At 41.7% G+C, this 19,581-nt stretch carries 18 protein-coding genes and 1 pseudogene; 18 read left to right on the top strand and 1 reads right to left on the bottom strand.

Going from position 1 to position 19,581, the window contains the following annotated elements; genetic code table 11:
* Window positions 1–200: 200 nt before the first annotated feature.
* On the top strand, window positions 201–3,329 hold the full coding sequence (locus tag SPSPH_RS22245) for a metallophosphoesterase (protein ID WP_083945577.1): 3,129 nt from the start codon (window positions 201–203) through the stop codon (window positions 3,327–3,329).
* A gap of 213 nt (window positions 3,330–3,542) precedes the next feature.
* Here the strand turns inward: SPSPH_RS22245 and SPSPH_RS22240 are convergent, their stop codons facing one another.
* Entirely contained in the window at window positions 3,543–3,869 is a 327-nt protein-coding gene (locus SPSPH_RS22240) for a helix-turn-helix domain-containing protein (protein WP_075756356.1), read from the bottom strand.
* 181 nt (window positions 3,870–4,050) lie between these two features.
* Between SPSPH_RS22240 and SPSPH_RS22235 the strand changes: the two genes are divergently transcribed.
* From SPSPH_RS22235 to SPSPH_RS23630, 17 genes and pseudogenes are all read left to right on the top strand, one after another.
* Window positions 4,051–4,572, top strand: a complete 522-nt coding sequence (locus tag SPSPH_RS22235; protein WP_075756355.1) for a hypothetical protein — start codon at window positions 4,051–4,053, stop codon at window positions 4,570–4,572.
* Between the two features lie 272 nt (window positions 4,573–4,844).
* Window positions 4,845–5,876 carry an ankyrin repeat domain-containing protein gene (locus SPSPH_RS22230; RefSeq protein ID WP_075756354.1) on the top strand — a complete coding sequence of 344 codons (1,032 nt, stop codon included), beginning with the start codon at window positions 4,845–4,847 and terminating at the stop codon, window positions 5,874–5,876.
* Between the two features lie 31 nt (window positions 5,877–5,907).
* Entirely contained in the window at window positions 5,908–6,645 is a 738-nt protein-coding gene (locus SPSPH_RS22225; RefSeq protein WP_075756353.1) for a zinc ribbon domain-containing protein, read from the top strand.
* 208 nt (window positions 6,646–6,853) lie between these two features.
* A pseudogene (locus tag SPSPH_RS23635) lies at window positions 6,854–6,997 on the top strand (WG repeat-containing protein); the annotation flags it as partial.
* 259 nt (window positions 6,998–7,256) lie between these two features.
* On the top strand, window positions 7,257–8,258 hold the full coding sequence (locus SPSPH_RS22220; RefSeq protein WP_075756352.1) for an ATP-binding protein: 1,002 nt from the start codon (window positions 7,257–7,259) through the stop codon (window positions 8,256–8,258).
* A complete protein-coding gene (locus SPSPH_RS22215) occupies window positions 8,255–9,340 on the top strand; it encodes a PD-(D/E)XK nuclease family protein (protein ID WP_075756351.1) in 1,086 nt (361 codons plus the stop codon). Before SPSPH_RS22220 ends, SPSPH_RS22215 begins: the two co-directional genes overlap by 4 nt.
* Window positions 9,341–9,398: 58 nt before the next feature.
* Window positions 9,399–10,532 carry an AAA family ATPase gene (locus SPSPH_RS22210; RefSeq protein ID WP_075756350.1) on the top strand — a complete coding sequence of 378 codons (1,134 nt, stop codon included), beginning with the start codon at window positions 9,399–9,401 and terminating at the stop codon, window positions 10,530–10,532.
* A gap of 12 nt (window positions 10,533–10,544) precedes the next feature.
* The gene (locus SPSPH_RS22205) at window positions 10,545–11,981 is read left to right on the top strand and encodes a VWA domain-containing protein (RefSeq protein ID WP_075756349.1); all 1,437 of its coding nucleotides are present in this window, start codon (window positions 10,545–10,547) and stop codon (window positions 11,979–11,981) included.
* A 14-nt stretch (window positions 11,982–11,995) separates the two neighbouring features.
* The gene (locus tag SPSPH_RS22200) at window positions 11,996–12,988 is read left to right on the top strand and encodes a DUF6744 family protein (RefSeq protein ID WP_075756348.1); all 993 of its coding nucleotides are present in this window, start codon (window positions 11,996–11,998) and stop codon (window positions 12,986–12,988) included.
* Window positions 12,985–13,215, top strand: coding sequence for a hypothetical protein (locus SPSPH_RS22195; RefSeq protein ID WP_075756347.1), 231 nt, complete (start codon window positions 12,985–12,987; stop codon window positions 13,213–13,215). Before SPSPH_RS22200 ends, SPSPH_RS22195 begins: the two co-directional genes overlap by 4 nt.
* 108 nt (window positions 13,216–13,323) lie before the next feature.
* Complete coding sequence (gene radC, locus SPSPH_RS22190) at window positions 13,324–13,923, top strand: RadC family protein (protein ID WP_075756346.1); 600 nt, start codon at window positions 13,324–13,326, stop codon at window positions 13,921–13,923.
* 441 nt (window positions 13,924–14,364) lie between these two features.
* Window positions 14,365–17,286 (top strand): DUF927 domain-containing protein, encoded by a 2,922-nt coding sequence (locus SPSPH_RS22185; protein ID WP_075756345.1) that lies wholly within the window; start codon window positions 14,365–14,367, stop codon window positions 17,284–17,286.
* A gap of 297 nt (window positions 17,287–17,583) precedes the next feature.
* Window positions 17,584–17,877 carry a hypothetical protein gene (locus SPSPH_RS22180; protein ID WP_075756344.1) on the top strand — a complete coding sequence of 98 codons (294 nt, stop codon included), beginning with the start codon at window positions 17,584–17,586 and terminating at the stop codon, window positions 17,875–17,877.
* Window positions 17,878–17,891: 14 nt separating this feature from the next.
* Window positions 17,892–18,434, top strand: a complete 543-nt coding sequence (locus SPSPH_RS22175) for a helix-turn-helix domain-containing protein (protein ID WP_075756343.1) — start codon at window positions 17,892–17,894, stop codon at window positions 18,432–18,434.
* Complete coding sequence (locus tag SPSPH_RS22170) at window positions 18,415–18,990, top strand: ankyrin repeat domain-containing protein (RefSeq protein WP_075756342.1); 576 nt, start codon at window positions 18,415–18,417, stop codon at window positions 18,988–18,990. The genes SPSPH_RS22175 and SPSPH_RS22170 overlap by 20 nt, the downstream gene beginning before the upstream one ends.
* Window positions 18,983–19,294: an ankyrin repeat domain-containing protein gene (locus SPSPH_RS22165; protein WP_075756341.1), complete on the top strand. Its 312-nt coding sequence runs from the start codon at window positions 18,983–18,985 to the stop codon at window positions 19,292–19,294. Before SPSPH_RS22170 ends, SPSPH_RS22165 begins: the two co-directional genes overlap by 8 nt.
* Window positions 19,272–19,475: a helix-turn-helix domain-containing protein gene (locus SPSPH_RS23630; protein ID WP_083945573.1), complete on the top strand. Its 204-nt coding sequence runs from the start codon at window positions 19,272–19,274 to the stop codon at window positions 19,473–19,475. Before SPSPH_RS22165 ends, SPSPH_RS23630 begins: the two co-directional genes overlap by 23 nt.
* Window positions 19,476–19,581 lie beyond the last annotated feature (106 nt).

Here is a 19,581-nt window from a genome sequence, read left to right as displayed (position 1 = left end):
AGATATTTCAAGAAAAATGTGCTAAAATATGGAATATTACAATTAGTAATCTATGTTTTGTAGGGCGTAATATTTTTTTCCATGTTTGCTCTATGTACTCGGAGGGCATTGATTATATCTTTTTTAGATTTTTGTTTTAAAAGAATGCTCAGTATTTTTTTATTTTTCATTGCTGAACCTCCAAATATTACCTAGGGGGAATTTATACGGAACAAATAAACATATTACATCTGTCTGACCTACATATATGCAAGAAACGCGAATTTGATGTGCAAAAAGTAGTTAATGCCTTAAAAGACGATATTGCAACTTTTATTAAAGATAAGGGAAAAGTTAATTTTGTGTGCTTTACGGGAGACCTCATTGCCCAGGGACAACACGCTTGGCAAGGTGAAAACCAATTGGAAATGGCAATGGATAGTTTTATTACCCCAATTTTAAAGATAACCGATTTAGACGCGTCACATTTTTTAATTGTACCTGGTAATCATGATGTTGATACAACTGCTATTGATGCTGTTATAGAGGCCGGTTTACTTACGAAACTGAAATCAAAGGACGCAATAAATACTTTTATTGATAGTGAATTAAAAGACACACACAATGCGAGAATACTTCCTTTTTACAAATTTCTTCAAGATTTTCAAAGTGAGGCTGTCTGGAAGCATCCAAAAGGATTAGGTGCTGCATTTATAAAGCAAGTAAGCGATACTTCTATTGGTTTTGCATGTTTGGATTCAGCATGGCGGGCAGCTGGTAAGGGAGCAGAGGACAAACGAAAGTTAGTTATAGGGCAGAGGCAAGTGGAGCGTGCATATGCGAGTATTTCTTCATGCAACATTAAGATAGCCCTGATGCATCACCCTTTAGACTGGTTAATCGATGAGGACCAAGATTCAGTAGAAGTTGCACTAAGGAAATTTGATATTGTCTTAAGTGGTCATTTACATAATTCATGGGACAAGCAGGTCATCGGCCCTAAACAATCGACCCTTTTTTCTAGTGGTGGTTCGATATTTCAAGGGCGTTCGTATTTTAATGGCTATTCTTTGCTTTCCATTAATCCATTCATAAAGGAGGTAAATGTATATTTTCGCGAATATTACGATGAGCGAGACTCCTTTGATGAAGCCCTCAGAATATGCTCTAATGGTCATTATAATTGGCAACTTAACTGTAGCAACCCGGCAATGCAAAACGCATATAAGGTAGCTAAACCGCTGAAGGATGGTTTCACAGAAAAAATAAATAAGGACTTATTGACTCATATTATTGATAAAAGTGCACCGCAAAAGTTTGAAGAACTTTTTGTTTCGCAACCGTTAAGTAAGCAATCCGAATATCAGAAGGAGGAAGAAGACCAACAAGAGCACGTAGATATAGACGACCTTATAAGGGGCAATGAGAACCTTGTACTACTCGGAAAAAAGGAACTCGGTAAAAGCACCATTCTTAACTATATTACACTGAAATACCTATCCGAATTTGGCGAGAGAAAAAAAATACCGTTTATTATAGACTTGAAGAAGCGACTTCAAGGCATTGAACCAATTGAAAAAAGTATGCAATCGTTCGTTTCTAAGCATACGTTGCCTGAAGAGTATCTGACGGTAGAGCAGATAAAGCAACTCCTAAATGCCGGTCAATGCGTAGTACAATTTGATAATTATGATTATTACCAACCAAAGCAACATGAATATTTACGGGCATTCACATTAACATATCCCACAAACCGATTTATTTTTACTATGAACGAAGACATTTTTCATACAGTAAAGGCTGATGAGTTACATGATTTTGGATGTGCATATGAAAAAATATATATGCATACTTTTTCACGACATGCTATTAGAAAAATTGCTTCAAAATGGTTTGATGGTAGAACCGTGGATTTGGACCAACTGCTAGACCGAGTAATGCTGTACCTGAGATGTGTTGGTATGCCCAGAACGCCCTTTAATGTATCACTAATTCTTGCTATTTGTAGTAATTACCAAGAAGACTTTATTCCTGTCAACGAAGCATCAGTCATGGAGCGCTTCATGGAAATAATTTTAGAAAAGTTATCCCCTAATGATACATATCGAAGTACTTATGATTTTTCATTTAAAGAAGATTTTCTTGCTTACATTGCATGGAAAATTGTAAGCGCGCCTAACTCCCAAATAACTAAAGAAGATTTTTTAAAGTTAGCAACCCAATACTTTGATGATATGGATTTGAGTTTAGTAGAAAGCAAATTCGGCAAGCTTTTCTTTGATAAACAAATTCTAACTGAGAATGAGGGAATGGTCTACTTTCGGTATCACTGTTTGTTTGAATATTATTTAGCTAAAAGGGCAATTGTAGATAATGAGGCTCTTGAATGGATGCTTCGGGATGAAAACTACTTGCAATGTAGCAATGAATTATGTTTTATTGCGGGAATTCAAAGGAACCGCAAAGACATCTTAACTAGAATAGAAGGTAAGTTAGAACCTTTTGTTGAAAAGTATTTACATCTACTTGCTAATCTCGAAAGCTTTAGTCTTAGACTAGAGATGGAAGCTGATGCAGAAGGGCTAAAACAGGAATTAAGAGAGAACAAACTTTCCGAGGAAGAACATGATTCTTTGGTAGACGTACCTGATAATGGTAGGGAAGCGGTAAGACCCAAGGTTATAAAGGCAGAAACATCCCCATTTGAAGGGCGAGTTTTCTTTAAAACATTGCACCTGTATGGGCGTATTATTAAGAATAATGAAAGAGCTGACAAAAATACTAAACTAAACTCATTAAAAAAATGCATACAAGGTTATAGAGTGTTTCTGGCTACCATGATAGAAATGATTAACCATCATCATAGTAGGGGGGCTAATACTGAAGTTCGAGATGAACGTAATGAAGATATAGAATTCCTTTATGACCTTCTTAGCATAACTGCCCCGATAGTAGTACAAAACATTGCTGCTGAAAGTATTGGTACTGCGAAACTTGCCAAGACAGTTAAGCAGGTTATGGATGCCGAAGCAAATGAGTTTTCAAAATTTATGTATGTGTTTTTATATGCGGATTTAAAAATGCCTAATTTTCTGCAAGAACTTGCTAAGTTTGCAGAAGAAGTAAAAAATCGAGATTTATTAAAACTTGTCTTATTTAAACTTATGTTTTATTATCACACTAGATATGTTCGAGGCAGTAACGAAACTACTTTAGAAAATATTATCGGTGATTGCGTGTTGGCTTTGCAACGGTTGCCAAAAAATAAAAAAACCGATGTTCTTGCAGAGCTTCGCAAGAAGGATGTTCGTGTTCCAAAGTTACTTCAGGAAGTTGGTAGTCTAGATTAAAAAGGACAATATAGTAATTCCCGCTTTTCAATTATGATAAACATACTTTCAATAACAAGGTAAGCTCAGTCCAGATGATGAGTGGCTGAGAAAACTAGAGCGGGAAAACCGTGAACTGCTGGAGGAAAACGAGATATAGAATTCGAGCCATATGAGTACTGGGTTACTAAGGAAGAGGCGGCAAATTAAAAAAGCCGTCTCTTTTTTATGCCATTATTTCAAGGCTAGAGCGGCTTTGATTAGTTGTTCGATTTTAACGGGTTTTACATTATGGCTTAAGGCAAGCTCTTGGACTTCAGACCATTTGGGGTCATTGTAGGCTTGGGCGCGCTCGATAGAAGGATTGCTATGGCGACCTGCCAACCAGTCAAGACTAACGCGGCCAAACTGGGCAATAATTAATAGCGTTTTCAAATCAGGCTCTCTCCTGCCGCGTTCGTAGGCTGATAAAGTAGTACGGTCAACTCCAATAGAGGAGGCAAAATCATCTTGTGTCCTTTCGCCACGCACCAATCTTATTCTGCTTCCTAAATGTTCCATTATTTCACCTCTATATATAAACATAATTTGTTTATATATAGAGTTCAACATAGGTGACAAAAAGTCGCACGAAAGCAGGAATGAAGCAATAAATGTAGAATTTACCAGAATAAAAGATACGAAATGACACTAAAAGAATTGCTGGAATTTAAGATTAATTTAAAAGATGGGAAAAATGCAAATGAATTTCAAACAAAAAGTATGGCAGCAGATAGTGGGAATGATTAAAATATGGGCGGTAGAAAAATTTTGGCCTTGGTTTGTTGAATCCATATGGCCAAGAATTAGAGAATATATAGTTGAAGTAGTAATAGTAGCCATTGTTGCCTTTGAAAATAAAATAAAGGATTATTTTACTTCAAGCAATGTACGCCAACAGGAAGAGAATATGCGCAAACAGGAAGAGGTAAAGAAAAAGGCAGAAGAAGCAGCTGAAATGGCTAAACAGGCCACTAGTTCGGAAGAGGCAGAAAAGTATACGATGGTCATGAAAATTTGGGAAGAAGTGCTTGAAGATTTAAAAATCCAGAATAACAAAATGCGTAGTGAATTGGAGGAGCTAAAAGAAATATTACAAACTGGTGTTAAAAGTGCCAAGGCCGATGTAGAAGCGCAAATACCGTCAGAACCACCTGCACATTTACATATACAAGCAACAATTAGTGAGCAGATAATTTTATTAGGGGAGTCAAAGCAGGAGTAATTATCATGGAGGTAGGTTATGTTCTGTATAAATTGCGGACAACAAGTTCCAGGGAATGCAAGGTTTCTTAAAGAGAGTGTTATTTTGTTATAAGAATAGTGTAGGCAGAGCGCTTGTCTACGCTATTTTTCAAGAGGGGGAGTAATTGTAATGGAAGGGTTTCAGTTCTGCTCGTATTGTGGTTCTAATTTATAGTATTATGTTTGTCATCTGTATGGAGGATAGGCAAGGTTTCTTGTTTGCGATATGTTTCTAAAAGGAGATGAGATTTGGTGTCCTATTGCAATTATTGCGGGAGTCAGGCTGCAGATGAAGCACAATACTGTCGAAATTGTGGCAAAAAAATTTACCGTGGTATATTTACTGCAAGTGACGACAATGAAGTTAATACTACTACGGTTGCAGATGTTTCAGGTGAGTTGAAATATACGGCAGAAAAAAGTCAGCTATTAAAAAATAAAAACGTATATTTAATAATTGGGAGTATTGTTGTGATTATCGGAATAGGGATAGCTTTTTTCGGAAAAAGCGAACCTGTTTCGGTGCAAAGTTCTTATCAGGAGAGTACCAAGCAGGCTATGGAAGTAAACAGTACAAAAAACGTTACTGTTAGTGAGTTTGTTGAGTGTTTATTTAATAAAGATGTAAATGGTGCAAAAGCATTGATAGAATCTGGGCTCAATCCAAACTTGAAGGATAATGACGGAGCAACTTTATTGGAATTAGCTTGTGCGGGTGATAATGCGCAAATTGTAAAATTATTAATAGATAAAGGTGCCAATGTTAATGTAAGAGACACAAAAGGAGGTACCCCATTAATGCTTGCAGCTTCAGCAGGATATATAGAAACTGTTCAGGTGCTCTTAAGCGCGAAAGACATAGAAATAAATGCAAAAGATTCGGCAGGGTTAACAGCTCTGCAATGCGCAGAAAAGACAAAGAACGGTTGGCAAAAGCTAGGGCTGAATACATCAGGGCAAGAGGCTGTTATTCAATTACTTCAAAGTGGTCAGCCAAAACTAGCGTCCAACAAGGTGAGTAAAGGTAGTACTTTAGGAGATATACGGAAGAATTATAAAGTTAGCAAACTGTGGTATGGTGGTGAGGGAATGTACTATGCACATGTTAAAGATATTGATACTACCTTTCAACTGTATATACCAATCGAATTGGGCGTTTCAGGTAAAATGGTTCAGACAAATCCTAATTTATTGCCCGATGCAGCTAAAGTTAGTAACGTAATAAAAGGAGATATCTACCCGGGGGATGATAACATACAAAAAATAATTCAACATGGTCATTAATATTTTGTAAAAAGAAAGAGGGACTTAATTTATGCGATTTTGTATTCATTGCGGTCAAGAAGTACCAGATAGTGCTCGTTTTTGCCAGAAATGTGGTAAGGCTACGGCGCAGGATGGAATAGATACTACCAGTGCGATAGGAGAAATATCAAGCACTATAAGTATGTCGAAAGCCGTAGGAAATGACTCAATTGGAAATAATAATATGGCTGTGTTAGCTGAATTGGCAGTAGGGTTAGGAATATTAATATTTATGTTTATGCTTGGCGCTACTTCAAAGTACCCTAACAATTATGTTAGATTCGAGTTAGAACAAAATACGACGGTTTTACTTTGGTATGGAATTCTGTATGGTTTTGCTATTCGTGCCATTTCAACTATACGTCAAAAAGCAGGACGAGTTGATTGGGAGTATGGAATAGGTGGTGCTATAATTGGTTTAGCAGTAACTATTCCGGGATATATGTTATATTTTTCATTTCCGCAAAACCCATTTCTTCATCTTGTATGGTTATTTACGGCTGGAATGGTTATGCCAGTTGCAAAAAGTGTCCTATTAGTAGTAGGCTCTGGTATTAGGTTTAATGGCGTACATGGCATTAAGAGAAACTTATTAATTAGTTTTATTTCATCAATTATTGGATGGATGCTAATACTTGTAATAGATTATATGTTTCGTGAAGCTACTCTGTATGTGGCATTTGGTCTATTTGGTTTTATAAATTATATAGCATTATTGAGGTTTGCAAAAAATAAAAAACCAGCATAAGCTTTTGTAAAGCTTAGCATATGCAAAGTGTACGCCCTGTCGGAATTACGGTAGGTTTTACATGTAGGGTGGTTATTATAATGCAGCATATATACAGGTGTTATGCATGAGTTTCAGAAGGTTGAACTCTTGTTAAATTGCTGACAAAGTAGGCTGCGTTGACAAAAACGAAAAAGAAGTAATTAGGTTACAGTATAAATGAGGAACGGAATTTTCTGAGGGGCTTGCAGGAGTGGAGGTCAATGGTAAATATGGTTTTATTGACCATAGCGGAAATATGATAATTTGTAGCAGCAAGCCATTTTTCAGAAGGGATGGCTGTTGTTGCAAATGGAGATGGAGAAGGATTTAGCTACATTGATAAAACTGGTAAACTTCTTGGAAATCATCCATAAAAAAACACCTTTTGAATAGCAACAACGAAACTGCATATTTTGGTATAAGTAATATGTAATCAACTAGGACCTAGCTGGAAATAGCTGGGTCTTTTTCATTTTCTGCAACTATTGAAAAGGAGGCGTTGCCTATGAGAAAAGCTTTACTACATCTACTGGCCGAATTTATCGACTTTCTTATCCAGCGTAACAAATAAAGTGAAGGGACTGATAATCGTGGAATTCAAAACTGCGGAACGTAAACGGGCTAAATTACGTCTGGGTATTACCGGGCCGAGCGGAGCAGGAAAGACCTACAGTGCTTTACTGGTCGCCAACGGCATGGCTCCCTGGTCCAGCATAGCGGTCATTGATAGCGAGAATGGTTCTGCCGAACTGTACGCCCAATTGGGAGACTATTCCGTATTGACCTTAACGCCGCCATATGACCCGGACAAATACATTGCCGCCATAAAGCTGGCAGAACAAAAGGGCTTTGAAGTCATTATCGTTGACAGCCTTTCGCATTGCTGGTCCGGCGAAGGCGGCATACTTGACCAGCAGGGGAAAGCAACGGACAGTAAGTTTAAGGGTAATAGCTGGGCTGCTTGGCGCGAGTACACGCCCAAACACAATGCTCTGGTAGAAACCATGCTTAAATCTTCTTGCCATATAATCGCTACACTGCGGTCAAAAGTAGAATACGCCCAGGTTGTGGAGAATGGCAAAACTACAATTAAGAAGTTGGGGACGTCCGCTATTCAGCGTGAAGGCATTGAATATGAATTCACTACTGTGTTTGACCTAAGCATCGAACATATAGCCACTCCATCTAAAGACCGTACAGGCATTTTTGACGGTCAATATTTCAAGCCAGATATTTCTACAGGAAATAAGCTACTCTCATGGCTTAACTGCGATAATAACAGCATATCTAAAGCTGAAGTAACGCCATTACCGCCACCAGAAGCGGAAGAAGTTCCAGACATATTCACTTCAAATACTATAGAGCTTTTAAATGCATACCAAATCGTCAGTGCTGAGGCCAAAATTAAAGGCAAGCAAACCTTTGTTAAGCTGGTACTGCTTCAAAAGGATACCCACATATTGGCTTGGTCAGCCTGTGCAGACATCTTGGAGGTTCCAGTTGGAACATTCATAACGGCTAGCATTGTGCAAAAGAACGGAACGAATATCATCGAAGCCTACAGCATTGTAAAAGGTGGCGAGGCGGCATGATATATAGCTATTCACGTCTAAAGCGCTATGAAGAATGTCCTGCTTCTTTCCAATATAAGTACCTATATGAAATGACGGAATCGCCGACAGAAACGTTAGTATTAGGCAAAACGGTACATGCGGCCATACAAATGTATTTAAACGGGATGGATATACAAGCGGCGGTCAATGCTGCCATCGTGCAAGAAGCCCAAATCCCGGTAAATGCAGACGAGGTTACTTATTTGACGCAGCATAGCATGGTAATGGGCGTTACTGGCGGTCAGGCAGAGCAACACTTTGTAATTCCCCTGGATAGCACCGGGTTGCTTTACTTTCAGGGGTACATCGACTGGTATCAGACATTACCGGACGGCACAATTCAGCTTATCGACTGGAAAACGAATAGGCAAAAATATTTACCTGTGGATAATCACCAGTTGGGCTTATACGCCTGGTACTTATCACAAGTAACGGGAGTTCAGGAAATTCATGCGGAACTGGTATTTCTGCGTTACCCTGACGCACAGAGCCGTCAAGCCCATACCTATACACTGGAAGAAATGGAAAAAGCGCGAATTTGGGCATTCCGTCTTGCGGAAGATATTGAAGATAAAGTAGCCGAATGGAATATGTCCGGCGGGATTGACGGGATGAGTGACAGCCTGTTTCCTGCTGCGCCGGGCAAGCACTGCCAGTATTGCCGTCATGCCGGCTTATGCATAAAAAGTGTAAGCTTTGACCCGGTGCCTGTGACTGACCGTGCCGATGCCGAGCGTGTTGCCGCAGAAGTGATTCGCTTGGAAGCGGCATTGGATGATATGAAAGATAGGTTAAAAGTATGGGCCAAGGAAAACGGCGACATTCCTGTCGGTGATGCCGCCTTCTCCTTTGTTCCCAGTGTAAGCTGGCATATGGAGGCCGATAAGCTGTATGAACTATGCACTGAGCTTCACGACGCCGGGGTGGACGTGTTTCAGTATTTGACGCTGACGGCAGCGAACCTTAAGAAAATGGGCGTAGACGAGACTAAATTAGCTGCGTTCGGTAAGAAAAAGGTTTCCAATACTTTTCGTCTGATTAAGGCCAAAGAAGCCTGTTGAATGCCTGGCACCGGGGATGCCGGGGATATAATTTCAATAATGTTTGGAGGATGTATGTATGATAAACAAAACATTCGCCGCGTTGGAGCAAGAGCTAAATAGCTGCTTTCTGGAGCGGGCAGAAGTCATTCGCGGCCTACTGGTGGCGGCTATTGCCAGGGGGAATATATTAATCCTGGGTGCACCCGGCGGTGCCAAGACTGCCATTGCAGAATGTCTGGCTCAACAGCTCGGCGGAGTCTTCTTCAGTCGGCTGCTAACCAAAGTCAGTACGCCGGAGGAACTGTTTGGGCCATTATCCTTGAAGGCTTTGGAAAATGACCAATATAAACGGGTTACAGCCAGAAAGTTACCGGAAGCCGATATTGCTGTCATTGATGAAGTATTCAAGTGCAATTCCGCTGTTTTGAACACCTTATTGCCGATAATGAATGAGCGGGTATATTTTGATGATGGCAGTACTCCACGGCAAATTCCGCTGCAAGTACTGGTGGGGCTGTCCAACGAACTGCCGGATGGCGGCACAGACGGAGAACTTGCAGCTCTTTGGGATAGGTTTGACCTGCGGTATACCGTTGAGTACATTAAAGACGAGCGTAATTTTGCCGGTATGCTGCAGCTTAGCAGTGCTAAGCCAAGGACGACAATAAGCTTGCAGGAACTAACTACGGTACAGAAGCAAGCGGAACAAGTCAAAATAACAGGTGACATCATTCAAGCCTTGGTGCGGCTCTGGAAAGAGCTTCGTGCGCAGGGCTTTATTATTTCTGACCGCCGTTTCAGGAACTGCTTACGATTCTTGCAGGCTCATGCCTGGCTTGAAGGGAGGCTGGAGGTTGCAGATGACGATATTGTAATCCTGTCACATATGCTTTGGACCGAACCGGAGCAAATAAAAGCCATTAGGAAAATGGTGCTGGGCTTCGCTAACCCCTTAGTTGTTAAGGCCAACGAAATATTTGATGGTGCGCTTGAATGGAAAGCCAAGCTAACGGCTACACCTGACGGGGCAGAGCGTACAGCATTGGCAACAGAAGCCAATCATAAATTGAAGGCTGCCCAGAGAATGCTGACAGAACTGATTAAGCAGGCCAAAGCAGAAGGTAAGTCGTCTGTTACCATTACCGAGCGGTTGGCAGCGATTCAAGCTATGAATGAGGCGGTAGTCAACACCTATCTGTTGGGGCTATAAGGGGAGTTTACAATGAAGCAAACTAATAAAAAGCTGTCTCGCCATACCGTCCGGCACGATGTATTCGACCGTGCCGCCTATGATAATGTATTTGTCCAGTCAAAGGAGTTGCAGGCGATGGTAACTAATGGGGGAATCCTGCTGGCGACAGTGGGGGAGCTGTCTGCCGATATATTCTTTTCTCTGTATAAGACCATGCCGGAATTAATCCCGGTGAGGGAGGTAATGCCGGAATACCTGTTCAATCAGGCGCAAATGGCTAAAATGCTGGAATCGCCTGCTTATCAAGAATTACGGCAATATACGCAGTGTGATGAGTTTGGGGCTGGCCTGGGCAGTAAAGCCCTGCTGGAAGCCCTTGTGAATCAGCTTCAGGAGGATGTCCAGCTGCGGCAGGCGGTTCAAAAAGTTAACTATGCAGTAGAGCGAAAGAGGGAAGCTGAGCTATTGGATAATCACACAGAGGAAGCTCAGCGGGCGCTGGCCGCGGTTAAGGCGGCTATGGATGACGTAAAAGCAGTTCTTGCCAGTAACCAGTCGGTAGTGCGGAAAGCCGGAGATAGTGCGATTAGTGCAGCAACTTTGGAACTAGAAGCAACCGAAAGCGTTATCATGGCATGGGGGCTGCAGCAAGGCGAATTTAACCGTTTGCCTTATGATAAAAAGGCAAACCTCATAACAATCTTGCGCGGACAGCAAAAATTCCGGGATATGACCAAGCTGGTAGGACGGATGCGCAATATCGCAGCCGCCTCCCGCAAGGTAAAGTTGGAGCAGCGGCTTGAACTGCATAGTATTACCCAGGGTAGCGACATCAACCATATGTTGCACCAGGAACTGTTATCATTGCGAAAGCCTTCTCTAAAGCTGGATTTCTATAGAAAAATGACAGAAAGACAGCTGATGCAATATGACTTGCGGCAGACAGACTATCGGGGGCAGGGGCCGGTTCTGGCACTTGTGGATACCTCGGGGTCTATGCGGGGGGAAAGAGAGGTCTGGTCAAAGGCGGTAGCGGTTGGCTTAGCCGAAATTGCAGAAAGGGAACGCCGGGCATTCGGGTACGCTTTGTTTGCCAGTAAGCACCGTGAGCTCATTACAGATATATTCCCGGCAGGTAAACGCCCGCCGGATAAGCTGCTAAAGCTGGCGACAGAGTTTCTGGGAGGCGGTACGGACTATGAACAGCCATTGCGCTGGGCAATGCAGCAATTGCAAACAGGCGGCTTTGCCAAGGCTGACGTTGTATTGATTACCGATGGGGAGTGCCGGCTAAGCGATGTGTTTTTGCAAGAGCTGCATAAACTTAAGGCCGAAAAGCAATTCCGGATATATAGCCTTTTGATTGGCAGCAGTGCTTGTGAGCTTAAGCTCTGGTCAGATGCTGTGTGGCATATAGCGGATTTGCTAGATGAAAGCATTGTTAAAGAATTATTTCAAAAAATATAGGGGAGCGATGGAATATGAACAATATGAATAACTTATATGCTGTCAGAGGCGGCGAGGCAGATACTATCCTGGGAAACCTTGTGTGGTTCAGTGTCAGCGATATGGAAATACTTCGCGACGATTTGGTAAATTTGGCAGCTAATGTCGGCTTGCCGGAAAAGTATGTACCCGCGCCGATACGCCCGTCCGATGCCTTTCGCCGAGCCACCTCAGAAGTAGGCGGCGTATTAAGGGCTGGCGAGGAAATCACGGAAGTTCTGATGGTTCGGGAAGTCCTATCTTCAGAAGAACGAGTGGTACGCCATATGATTAAAGAGGTCAGGGATAAAAAGAATGTCCGGCTTAACTATGAGCAAATTGGTGAAATTGAGTTTGAAAGGCAGTGGGGCAGTATTAAGACCACCGCTCTGTCGGACGAAGCCATGCCGGCTCTGCGCAAAGCGGAAATGCAGTACAATAAGTACCGTGACTATTTTGTGGGCGACCATTTGCGCAAGATGATAAAAACTGTTTTGGGAGAATGTCAGGCTATTGGAGTTCGACCTGCGGGGGCCGTTTATTTCACGCCTGCTGTTCATGCCGGCACGGTTAAGGCCATGAATTCTCTGGTGAAACTGCTGCCGGGGAATAATGCGGAAATGCACTGTTTGCCTGTTATCAACGCTATTGAGCAGAAACAGATGCTGGAAGAAAAGCTGCGTGGACATGTGCTGTCCCAGGTATCGCAAATTGGCAATATGCTTGGTGGTAACGCGGAAGTGCTGGGCGTTAAGAAAACTTTGGCTTCTCTTGCGGCAGAATTTGCGGCAACGCTGCGCGACCAGAAGGTAGTATCAAAGTCTGCTGCCAGCAACGCTATTCAGCAGCTTCAAGGGTTAAAACAGCAGGTTGGTGAATATGAAAGCTTACTGGAAGCAAATCTTGGAGAGGTCCGTTCTACCATTGAGGTACTTCGTAAACAAGTCCGTATTATGCTTGAGCGGGTCAGTGTAGAGGGTGCGGCATGAGCAGCTTTAAAAAAGATTTGCTGGACTTTATTGGCCGCAGGGTTGTAGCCGGGATGAGTGAGATAAAACCTAATTTGATGGGCAATGTGCACAGCAAAGAGGAAGAGACATGTGCTGAACAGGAAGCCGCTTATCTGGTTGGGTTATCTGACGGGGTGGTATTGGCGAAATGGCTGTTTGGTTGTAGGGCAGGTGGAGAGCCCTGTTTTAAGGTGGATGATTTGTAAGGCTGATGAGCGTGTTGGGGTTAGTGATTTTGCAAAAATCCAGCTCTTGTTACGGGTGCTATAACAACCGTGCAAGGGCTGGTTATTTTATTTGTGGAGGAATGCATAATGAATACAATGAGACATTTGCTGGCAGGTTGCTTGCGTGAAGAGCCTAATGGATATATGGTAACTGAATTAGTGAATTCTTTTCCTACAGTACAAGATTTAATGAATGCCAGTGAGGATGAACTTAAATTAATTAGAGGCATTGGCGCGGTGAAAGCCCGGCAGCTTACTGCTATTTTGGAATTTGTAAAGAAAGTCAATGCACCTGTGGCGGATAAAAGAGTTATTATTCGTAGCCCTCAAGATGTTTGTAATCTGGTACGTTCAGATATGGAGTACCTCCAGACAGAACACTTCCGTGTTGTGGGTCTATCGACCAAGCATCATGTTCTCTTTCAGGAAACGGTATCGCAAGGCACACTGGATGCAAGCCTGGTTCATTGCCGTGAGGTATTCAAGCTGCTCATAAAACGTGCCAGTGCCAGTGCAATTTTCGTTCATAATCACCCATCAGGTGACCCAACGCCCAGTCCGGAAGATATTGAACTAACCAGGAAGCTTGTAGAGGCAGGAAAATTATTGGGAATACAAGTTTTGGACCATGTAATTATCGGAAGGAGTTCAAAGTACATTAGCTTTAAAGAGCAACAGATAATATAGCTAAAAGCGGCAGCCAGAAAGGTTTTGATATAGTTTGAAGTTTGGCCTTAGAGCCTTTTTTTTACGCTCTTTGTTCAGTATCAGACTGTCTAGGTATAATTAATAATAGGTAAGAATTTAGAAATTTTTAAAGCCAAAATGCTCTCTATTACAAATTTTGGTTAAATTTTATTTAGGTATAATAAATTATATAAGAACCCTTCGAAAAATGTATGGGCAGGTATAATAATATATAGGAACACAAATACAAATGAGAAATACAGAAAAAGGAGCAAAAGCAGTAAATTAATTGCGGCAATTTTGATATTTGAGCATTGCTCATTATCCATAGAATACAAAGGTATACATTGATGACAACGAAAAGTGAAGGATATTATTGGAATTCATGAAAAATGCAGATGCAAAACAAAATTCAATTACATTCAAGGAGTGGTTTTCATTATGATTACAGATACAAATCCTGTGGCTTTACCGGTTATTGCAGAATCAGTTAATACAACAAAGGGTACCGATATTTCCAATTGGTTTCACTTTCTTTTTGGGGAATGTCAAGACGGTTGGATGACCATTGCATATAAACAAAAATGTGAGCAGTATTTTCAAACAAAATGGTTTAAAACTACACAGCTTACGAGTGCCATTGATATGGCTAAACAACTGTCGTCACAAAAAAAAGATGTTTATTTCGGTCTTGGATTACGCAGGAAAAAGCTGGATAGCGGGCGGGGCAAAGTTGAAGATGTTCGCTGTATTACCTGTCTTTGGGCTGACATTGACGTTAAAGCGGATGCTCATAAAGAGACTAATTTGCCACAAGGTATTGAGGAAGCAGTAGATTTTGTGAATAGCTTTCCGCTATTACCCTCAGTAATTATAAATTCGGGACATGGCTTACATGCTTACTGGCTGCTGAATACTCCCTGGGATTTAGATGAAGCTGAAAACTTAAGAGCAAAACAACTCATGAGCAGGTTTCAAGGCTTGTTGAAAGATAAAGGTAAAGAAAATGGCTGGAAGCTAGATAACACGTCAGACCTTGCCCGAATATTGCGTGTTCCTGGAACTCTCAATTATAAATATCCAGAGCAGCCAATAAAAGTTGAGATATTAGAAGCTCACCCTGAACGGCGGTATACTATCGAAAAAGTTGAAGAGTTTTTACCAATAGCGGAACCTATACAACCGCAAATAGATAGGGGTCTTAATCCTGATGATAGCGTGCGAGTACTCGTGGAAAACTGTGCATTCATTCAACATTGTCGTGACAATGCAGTTAACCTTCACGAAAACGATTGGTTTGCTATGGTGAGCAACTTATGCCGATTGGAAAAGGGAAACGAAGTAATTCATCAGTTTAGTCGGTCTTACACAGGATATTCTGTTGAAGAAACTGATGAAAAAATTAGACATTGCTTGCAGGATGGTGGGCCGCACACCTGCGAGTACATACAAGATAAAGTAGGTTTTCATAATTGTCCATCGGGTGGATGTGGTGTTAAATCACCTATAGCAATGGCAACTTCAGCCGTGTTTAAAGCGAAGCTGGTATTAAGAAAGTTGTGGCAAGGAGTAGCATCACAGCCCACTGCTGCATTTAACCAGGAGTATGTTTCAGCACTGGGAGTACTGAAAAACCGTGATAAAGCGGAATATGGTAAGGCAATTGTTGAATTTAGGGAACTTGCCGGAAAGAAGTTAAACATAAAGCACCTTGAGAGCGCAGTTGACGAAGCTGTTAGGAAATGGGATAAGCAGCAATCGGCAACTAATATATTTGAAGGGTTACCTTATGAGTTTACTGTTCCGGAAAATTGGGTGGTTACCACGAAGGGCATCCAAGCTTGGACTAAAGAAGGAAAGATAACAGTTTCACCAACCCCAATAACGATTGCCAGACGCCTAAAGAATGTAGATGAAAATACAGAGAAAGTGGAACTGTTTTTTAAAAGGGACAATCGCTGGCGGACAATACGGACAGAGCGGAGTACTATATGCTCTAAGACCAAAATAGTGGACTTGGCGAACTTTGGACTTCCTGTTACAAGTGAAACAGCAAGATTATTGGTTAAGTACTTAGCGGATGTTGAGGCTGCCAATGATATCCCGGTAATTTCCACTATTAATCGACTAGGTTGGATTAATGACAGAGAGTTTGTACCTTCTCTTAGCAATATTATCCTTGATGCCGAGGGCGGAAATGCTAAACTGGCTGATGCTTTTAAGCCATCTGGTACTTTGGAGGAATGGATAGACTTGGTGAACCCTATGCGAGGTAACCCATTAAGCAGGTTCGTCTTATCCGCTGGGTTTGCAGCACCTATGATGCAGCCTTTAAAGCAACGTAACTTTGCACTCCACATCTGGGGGGATAGCCGCGCAGGAAAATCTGCAGTAGCTAAGGCCGCATTGTCTGTATGGGGTAACCCACATCAAGGAATGATGACCTTTAATACAACCGGAGTTGGTCTCGAGCAGCAGGTCGGCTTTCTATCAAACTTACCGCTTGTTATTGATGAAAAGCAGATAGTTGCAGTTGCTAATAAGCAAAGTTTTGTTGAGTCGCTTCTTTACATGCTCGGAGAAGGGAAGGGCCGGACACGCGGTAACAAAACTGGTGGCTTAGCCAACTATCAAAACTGGAGAACGTTAGCGATAACCACAGGAGAACATCCGATGTCTGATACCAGTTCCGCTACCGGTGTTAAAAGTAGGGTGCTTGAACTCCACTCGCAAAGTGTTGTTCCGGAAAGTTACGGTTCGAAGTTACACCAGAGGTTAGATAGTGTCTATGGTACGGCAGGGTCAGAGTTTATCCGGCGGCTTATTGATTACTCTGAGCTCAGCGAACTATTTCAGTCCATTTGCAAAAAGCTACAAGAGCAAACATCCGACCTAATGGGTAGTCATCAAAGCGCACTTGCACTTATCGCCACAGCAGATGTACTGGTTTCGCAATGGATATTTGCGGAAGATGAAGACACTGCTGTAAATGATTGCTGGGCAATGCTTGAAACCATTGCTAAACAGTTAGAAACCAAGTCGGAAGCAGATGAGGCAACCCGTGCCATTATGCACTTCCATTCATGGATGCAAGAAAATACCCGACGCTTTGATTGTGATGCGCGATACGAATACGGCTGGATTGAGGACGGCAACACGGTCTTTATCAACTCAGGTACTTTTACAAGGGCAATGAAAGATGGCGGGTTTAATGCTATCAGAGTCAAGGCGGATTTTCTAGCCCGACAATGGCTAATACCGCATATCAACTCAAAGGGTAAAAAAGTTGACTATAAAAGCAAACGCAACCCTGATAGAAAAAATGCTATGGTAATCGAAATCCGCTTGCCACTGCTGGCGTAATAAATGTAATAAAAGTTATTACAAATTTATTACAAAAATAGTCCGGCCAGTACCGATGACAATAGCTTGTTGTAATAATGTAATAAAGTAATAAATGATAATATACCATATATTTTTTTGATATATCTCTGCTGTGGAGGTAAGGATACGCTCTTAAAATATTTGGGTGTATGTCTGAAAAATTTATTACATTATTACATCGGCTAAATGTATCGGTACAGGCAGGTAATATGTTGTAATAACGGCTTATTACAAACTTATTATTTTATTATAAATGATACTAGTGAGGTGTTTCAAATGTCCCTTATTGACAAATTTGCAGCGTTAAAGTTCGGAAAAGAACCGGTAGTGCCAACGGTGGAGCCGGAAATATCTGAAGATTGGTCAAGGTTTCTTTGTCAATTTGAATCGGTAGCGCCTGAACTGCATCAGTTCTTGTATTCCTTAGCTAAAGAAGGAGTAGCGTTAGAGCATAATGAGAGCTCTGCAAGGGGAATAGTTTTATATGGCTCGAAGTACGAATGCTTACCTGCAATTACCATTGAGCTAAACCCTGAACGATTTCTTGAAGATGGAAGACTGTTATTGTAAGCGAGGTGAATACTATGCCCTATAGTTCCCCAATACACCCTAAATTGACTGTTCAGCAATTGAATGCTATAGACCTTCTTGCTTCCGGTGTTGGCGTGGTTAAAACTGCCGAGGTGCTCGGAGTGAATAGACATACTATAACCAGATGGAAGACTCGTAACCCCTTTTTTATGGCCCAGCTCAATTCTCGTCGCAAAGAGCTTTGGAGTGAAGCCCATGAACGGCTTAGGGGAATGGTAACTAAGTCTTTAGATGTCATGGAGGCCGCACTCGATAGTGGTGATAGCAGAATCGCAGTTGAGGTGTTAAAAGCAGTTAATATATATGGCGGCGTACCAGCGCCACAGGGTGGTACTAGTGTTGATGCTGTAATGGTGGAAAAAGCTGAACAGTATGCAAAGGAATTGCTATACGGACATCCTACTGGCGACCCGCAGAGTCAAGCTCTTTATGGGAGCAAAATGCTACCCATTATGACAGCGGAGGTTTTTCAGGACATGAGAGATAATATCGAAAAATACACAGGAGACGATGAAGATGAACCAGTCAATTCTTAATGAGAATTTCAATTTTGCAGCCAGGATGGGTGACCTAGCAGAAGTAATAAACCTGCTAGACGGGGGCGTGGATATACTTGCCCGAGATGATGTAGGTTGGTATGCTCTGTGGCACGCTGTAGAAAACGGGCATGAGCAAATGGCTGAATATTTGCTAGAGCAAGGCTTTAAGGACTTCCCTGAACTTGTTGGTTTTGCACTAATATTGGCAGCAACACCTGCTATGGTTAAGTTATTGGTAAGGTATAACCCGGATTGTTATGTGACTAATGATTTTGGTATGACCGCTAGAGATTTGATGGTTAACTGCGGTGAATACGAGTCAATAGCCATTTATGACGAAAGCGGATTACCTAAACCACCCTTAAATTTGAAATTGTTACGTGGGATTAAACGGCGCTGCTGTTTAGATAGATGGTCAGCACTAATGGGAATTGCTGTTCCGGCAGAATTGCGTCATCGGCTAGATAGGCTAATTCAAGATTACCCCTATGACCTAAAAAAACACAAGCGGGAATTTCTTAAGATTACTGACGAGGTGAGCAAGAGTGCGTAAACCACATAGACAGCTCTTTCAAATGGTTGCCACTAAAGACTTGGTCGGAGTTAAAGGTTTGCTAGGCCAAGGACTAACTCCAAACATAATAGCAGGGCAAGCGAAAATTACGCCGCTAATGGTTGCTGTGCGTAATAACGATGTTGCTATGATTAAGTTACCACTAGAAAACGGTGCAGCCGTAGAAACTGCTAATGATTATCTGGGCAGAGATGCCTATGATTACGCTGAAAAGTACAACAGTACCGCAGCTTTGATGGTATTGCTGTCTCACAAGGAGGATGTTGCTAATGCAATCCAATAGTTGGGATAATTATCCACTTGTCTTAAATACGAAGCAGGTTGCCGAGATACTCTCCATCAGCACAAATCAAGTATATGCAATGCTGAAAGAAGGCACCTTGCCGCGAGTACAAATAGGAAGGGTATATAAGGTTTACCGGGACGCCTTGCGAGACTGGCTTTCAAGAGGAGCACCTGTATAAAAAAGAAGCCGTTGGCTACTCAATTTTTGAGTGCCAGTGGCTTCTTTATATGTAGTATTACTTTTACAACTAGCTATTTAAAAAAAATCAAAAAGTACTTGACTGA

Origin of the sequence: Sporomusa sphaeroides DSM 2875, assembly GCF_001941975.2 — a bacterium.
Classification (GTDB): domain Bacteria; phylum Bacillota; class Negativicutes; order Sporomusales; family Sporomusaceae; genus Sporomusa; species Sporomusa sphaeroides.
The sequence above is the reverse complement of the archived record's forward strand: the minus strand, read 5'-3'. Positions and strand labels throughout refer to the sequence as shown.

Coding starts and splice junctions, on each gene's coding strand:
- SPSPH_RS22195 (WP_075756347.1), top strand. CDS start 12,985: ATGAGCAGCTTTAAAAAAGATTTGCTGGACTTTATTGGCCGCAGGGTT.
- SPSPH_RS22175 (WP_075756343.1), top strand. CDS start 17,892: ATGCCCTATAGTTCCCCAATACACCCTAAATTGACTGTTCAGCAATTG.
- radC (WP_075756346.1), top strand. CDS start 13,324: ATGAATACAATGAGACATTTGCTGGCAGGTTGCTTGCGTGAAGAGCCT.
- SPSPH_RS22200 (WP_075756348.1), top strand. CDS start 11,996: ATGAACAATATGAATAACTTATATGCTGTCAGAGGCGGCGAGGCAGAT.
- SPSPH_RS22235 (WP_075756355.1), top strand. CDS start 4,051: ATGAATTTCAAACAAAAAGTATGGCAGCAGATAGTGGGAATGATTAAA.
- SPSPH_RS22205 (WP_075756349.1), top strand. CDS start 10,545: ATGAAGCAAACTAATAAAAAGCTGTCTCGCCATACCGTCCGGCACGAT.
- SPSPH_RS22215 (WP_075756351.1), top strand. CDS start 8,255: ATGATATATAGCTATTCACGTCTAAAGCGCTATGAAGAATGTCCTGCT.
- SPSPH_RS22240 (WP_075756356.1), bottom strand. CDS start 3,869: ATGGAACATTTAGGAAGCAGAATAAGATTGGTGCGTGGCGAAAGGACA.
- SPSPH_RS22185 (WP_075756345.1), top strand. CDS start 14,365: ATGATTACAGATACAAATCCTGTGGCTTTACCGGTTATTGCAGAATCA.
- SPSPH_RS22225 (WP_075756353.1), top strand. CDS start 5,908: ATGCGATTTTGTATTCATTGCGGTCAAGAAGTACCAGATAGTGCTCGT.
- SPSPH_RS22180 (WP_075756344.1), top strand. CDS start 17,584: ATGTCCCTTATTGACAAATTTGCAGCGTTAAAGTTCGGAAAAGAACCG.
- SPSPH_RS22210 (WP_075756350.1), top strand. CDS start 9,399: ATGATAAACAAAACATTCGCCGCGTTGGAGCAAGAGCTAAATAGCTGC.
- SPSPH_RS23630 (WP_083945573.1), top strand. CDS start 19,272: ATGTTGCTAATGCAATCCAATAGTTGGGATAATTATCCACTTGTCTTA.
- SPSPH_RS22170 (WP_075756342.1), top strand. CDS start 18,415: ATGAACCAGTCAATTCTTAATGAGAATTTCAATTTTGCAGCCAGGATG.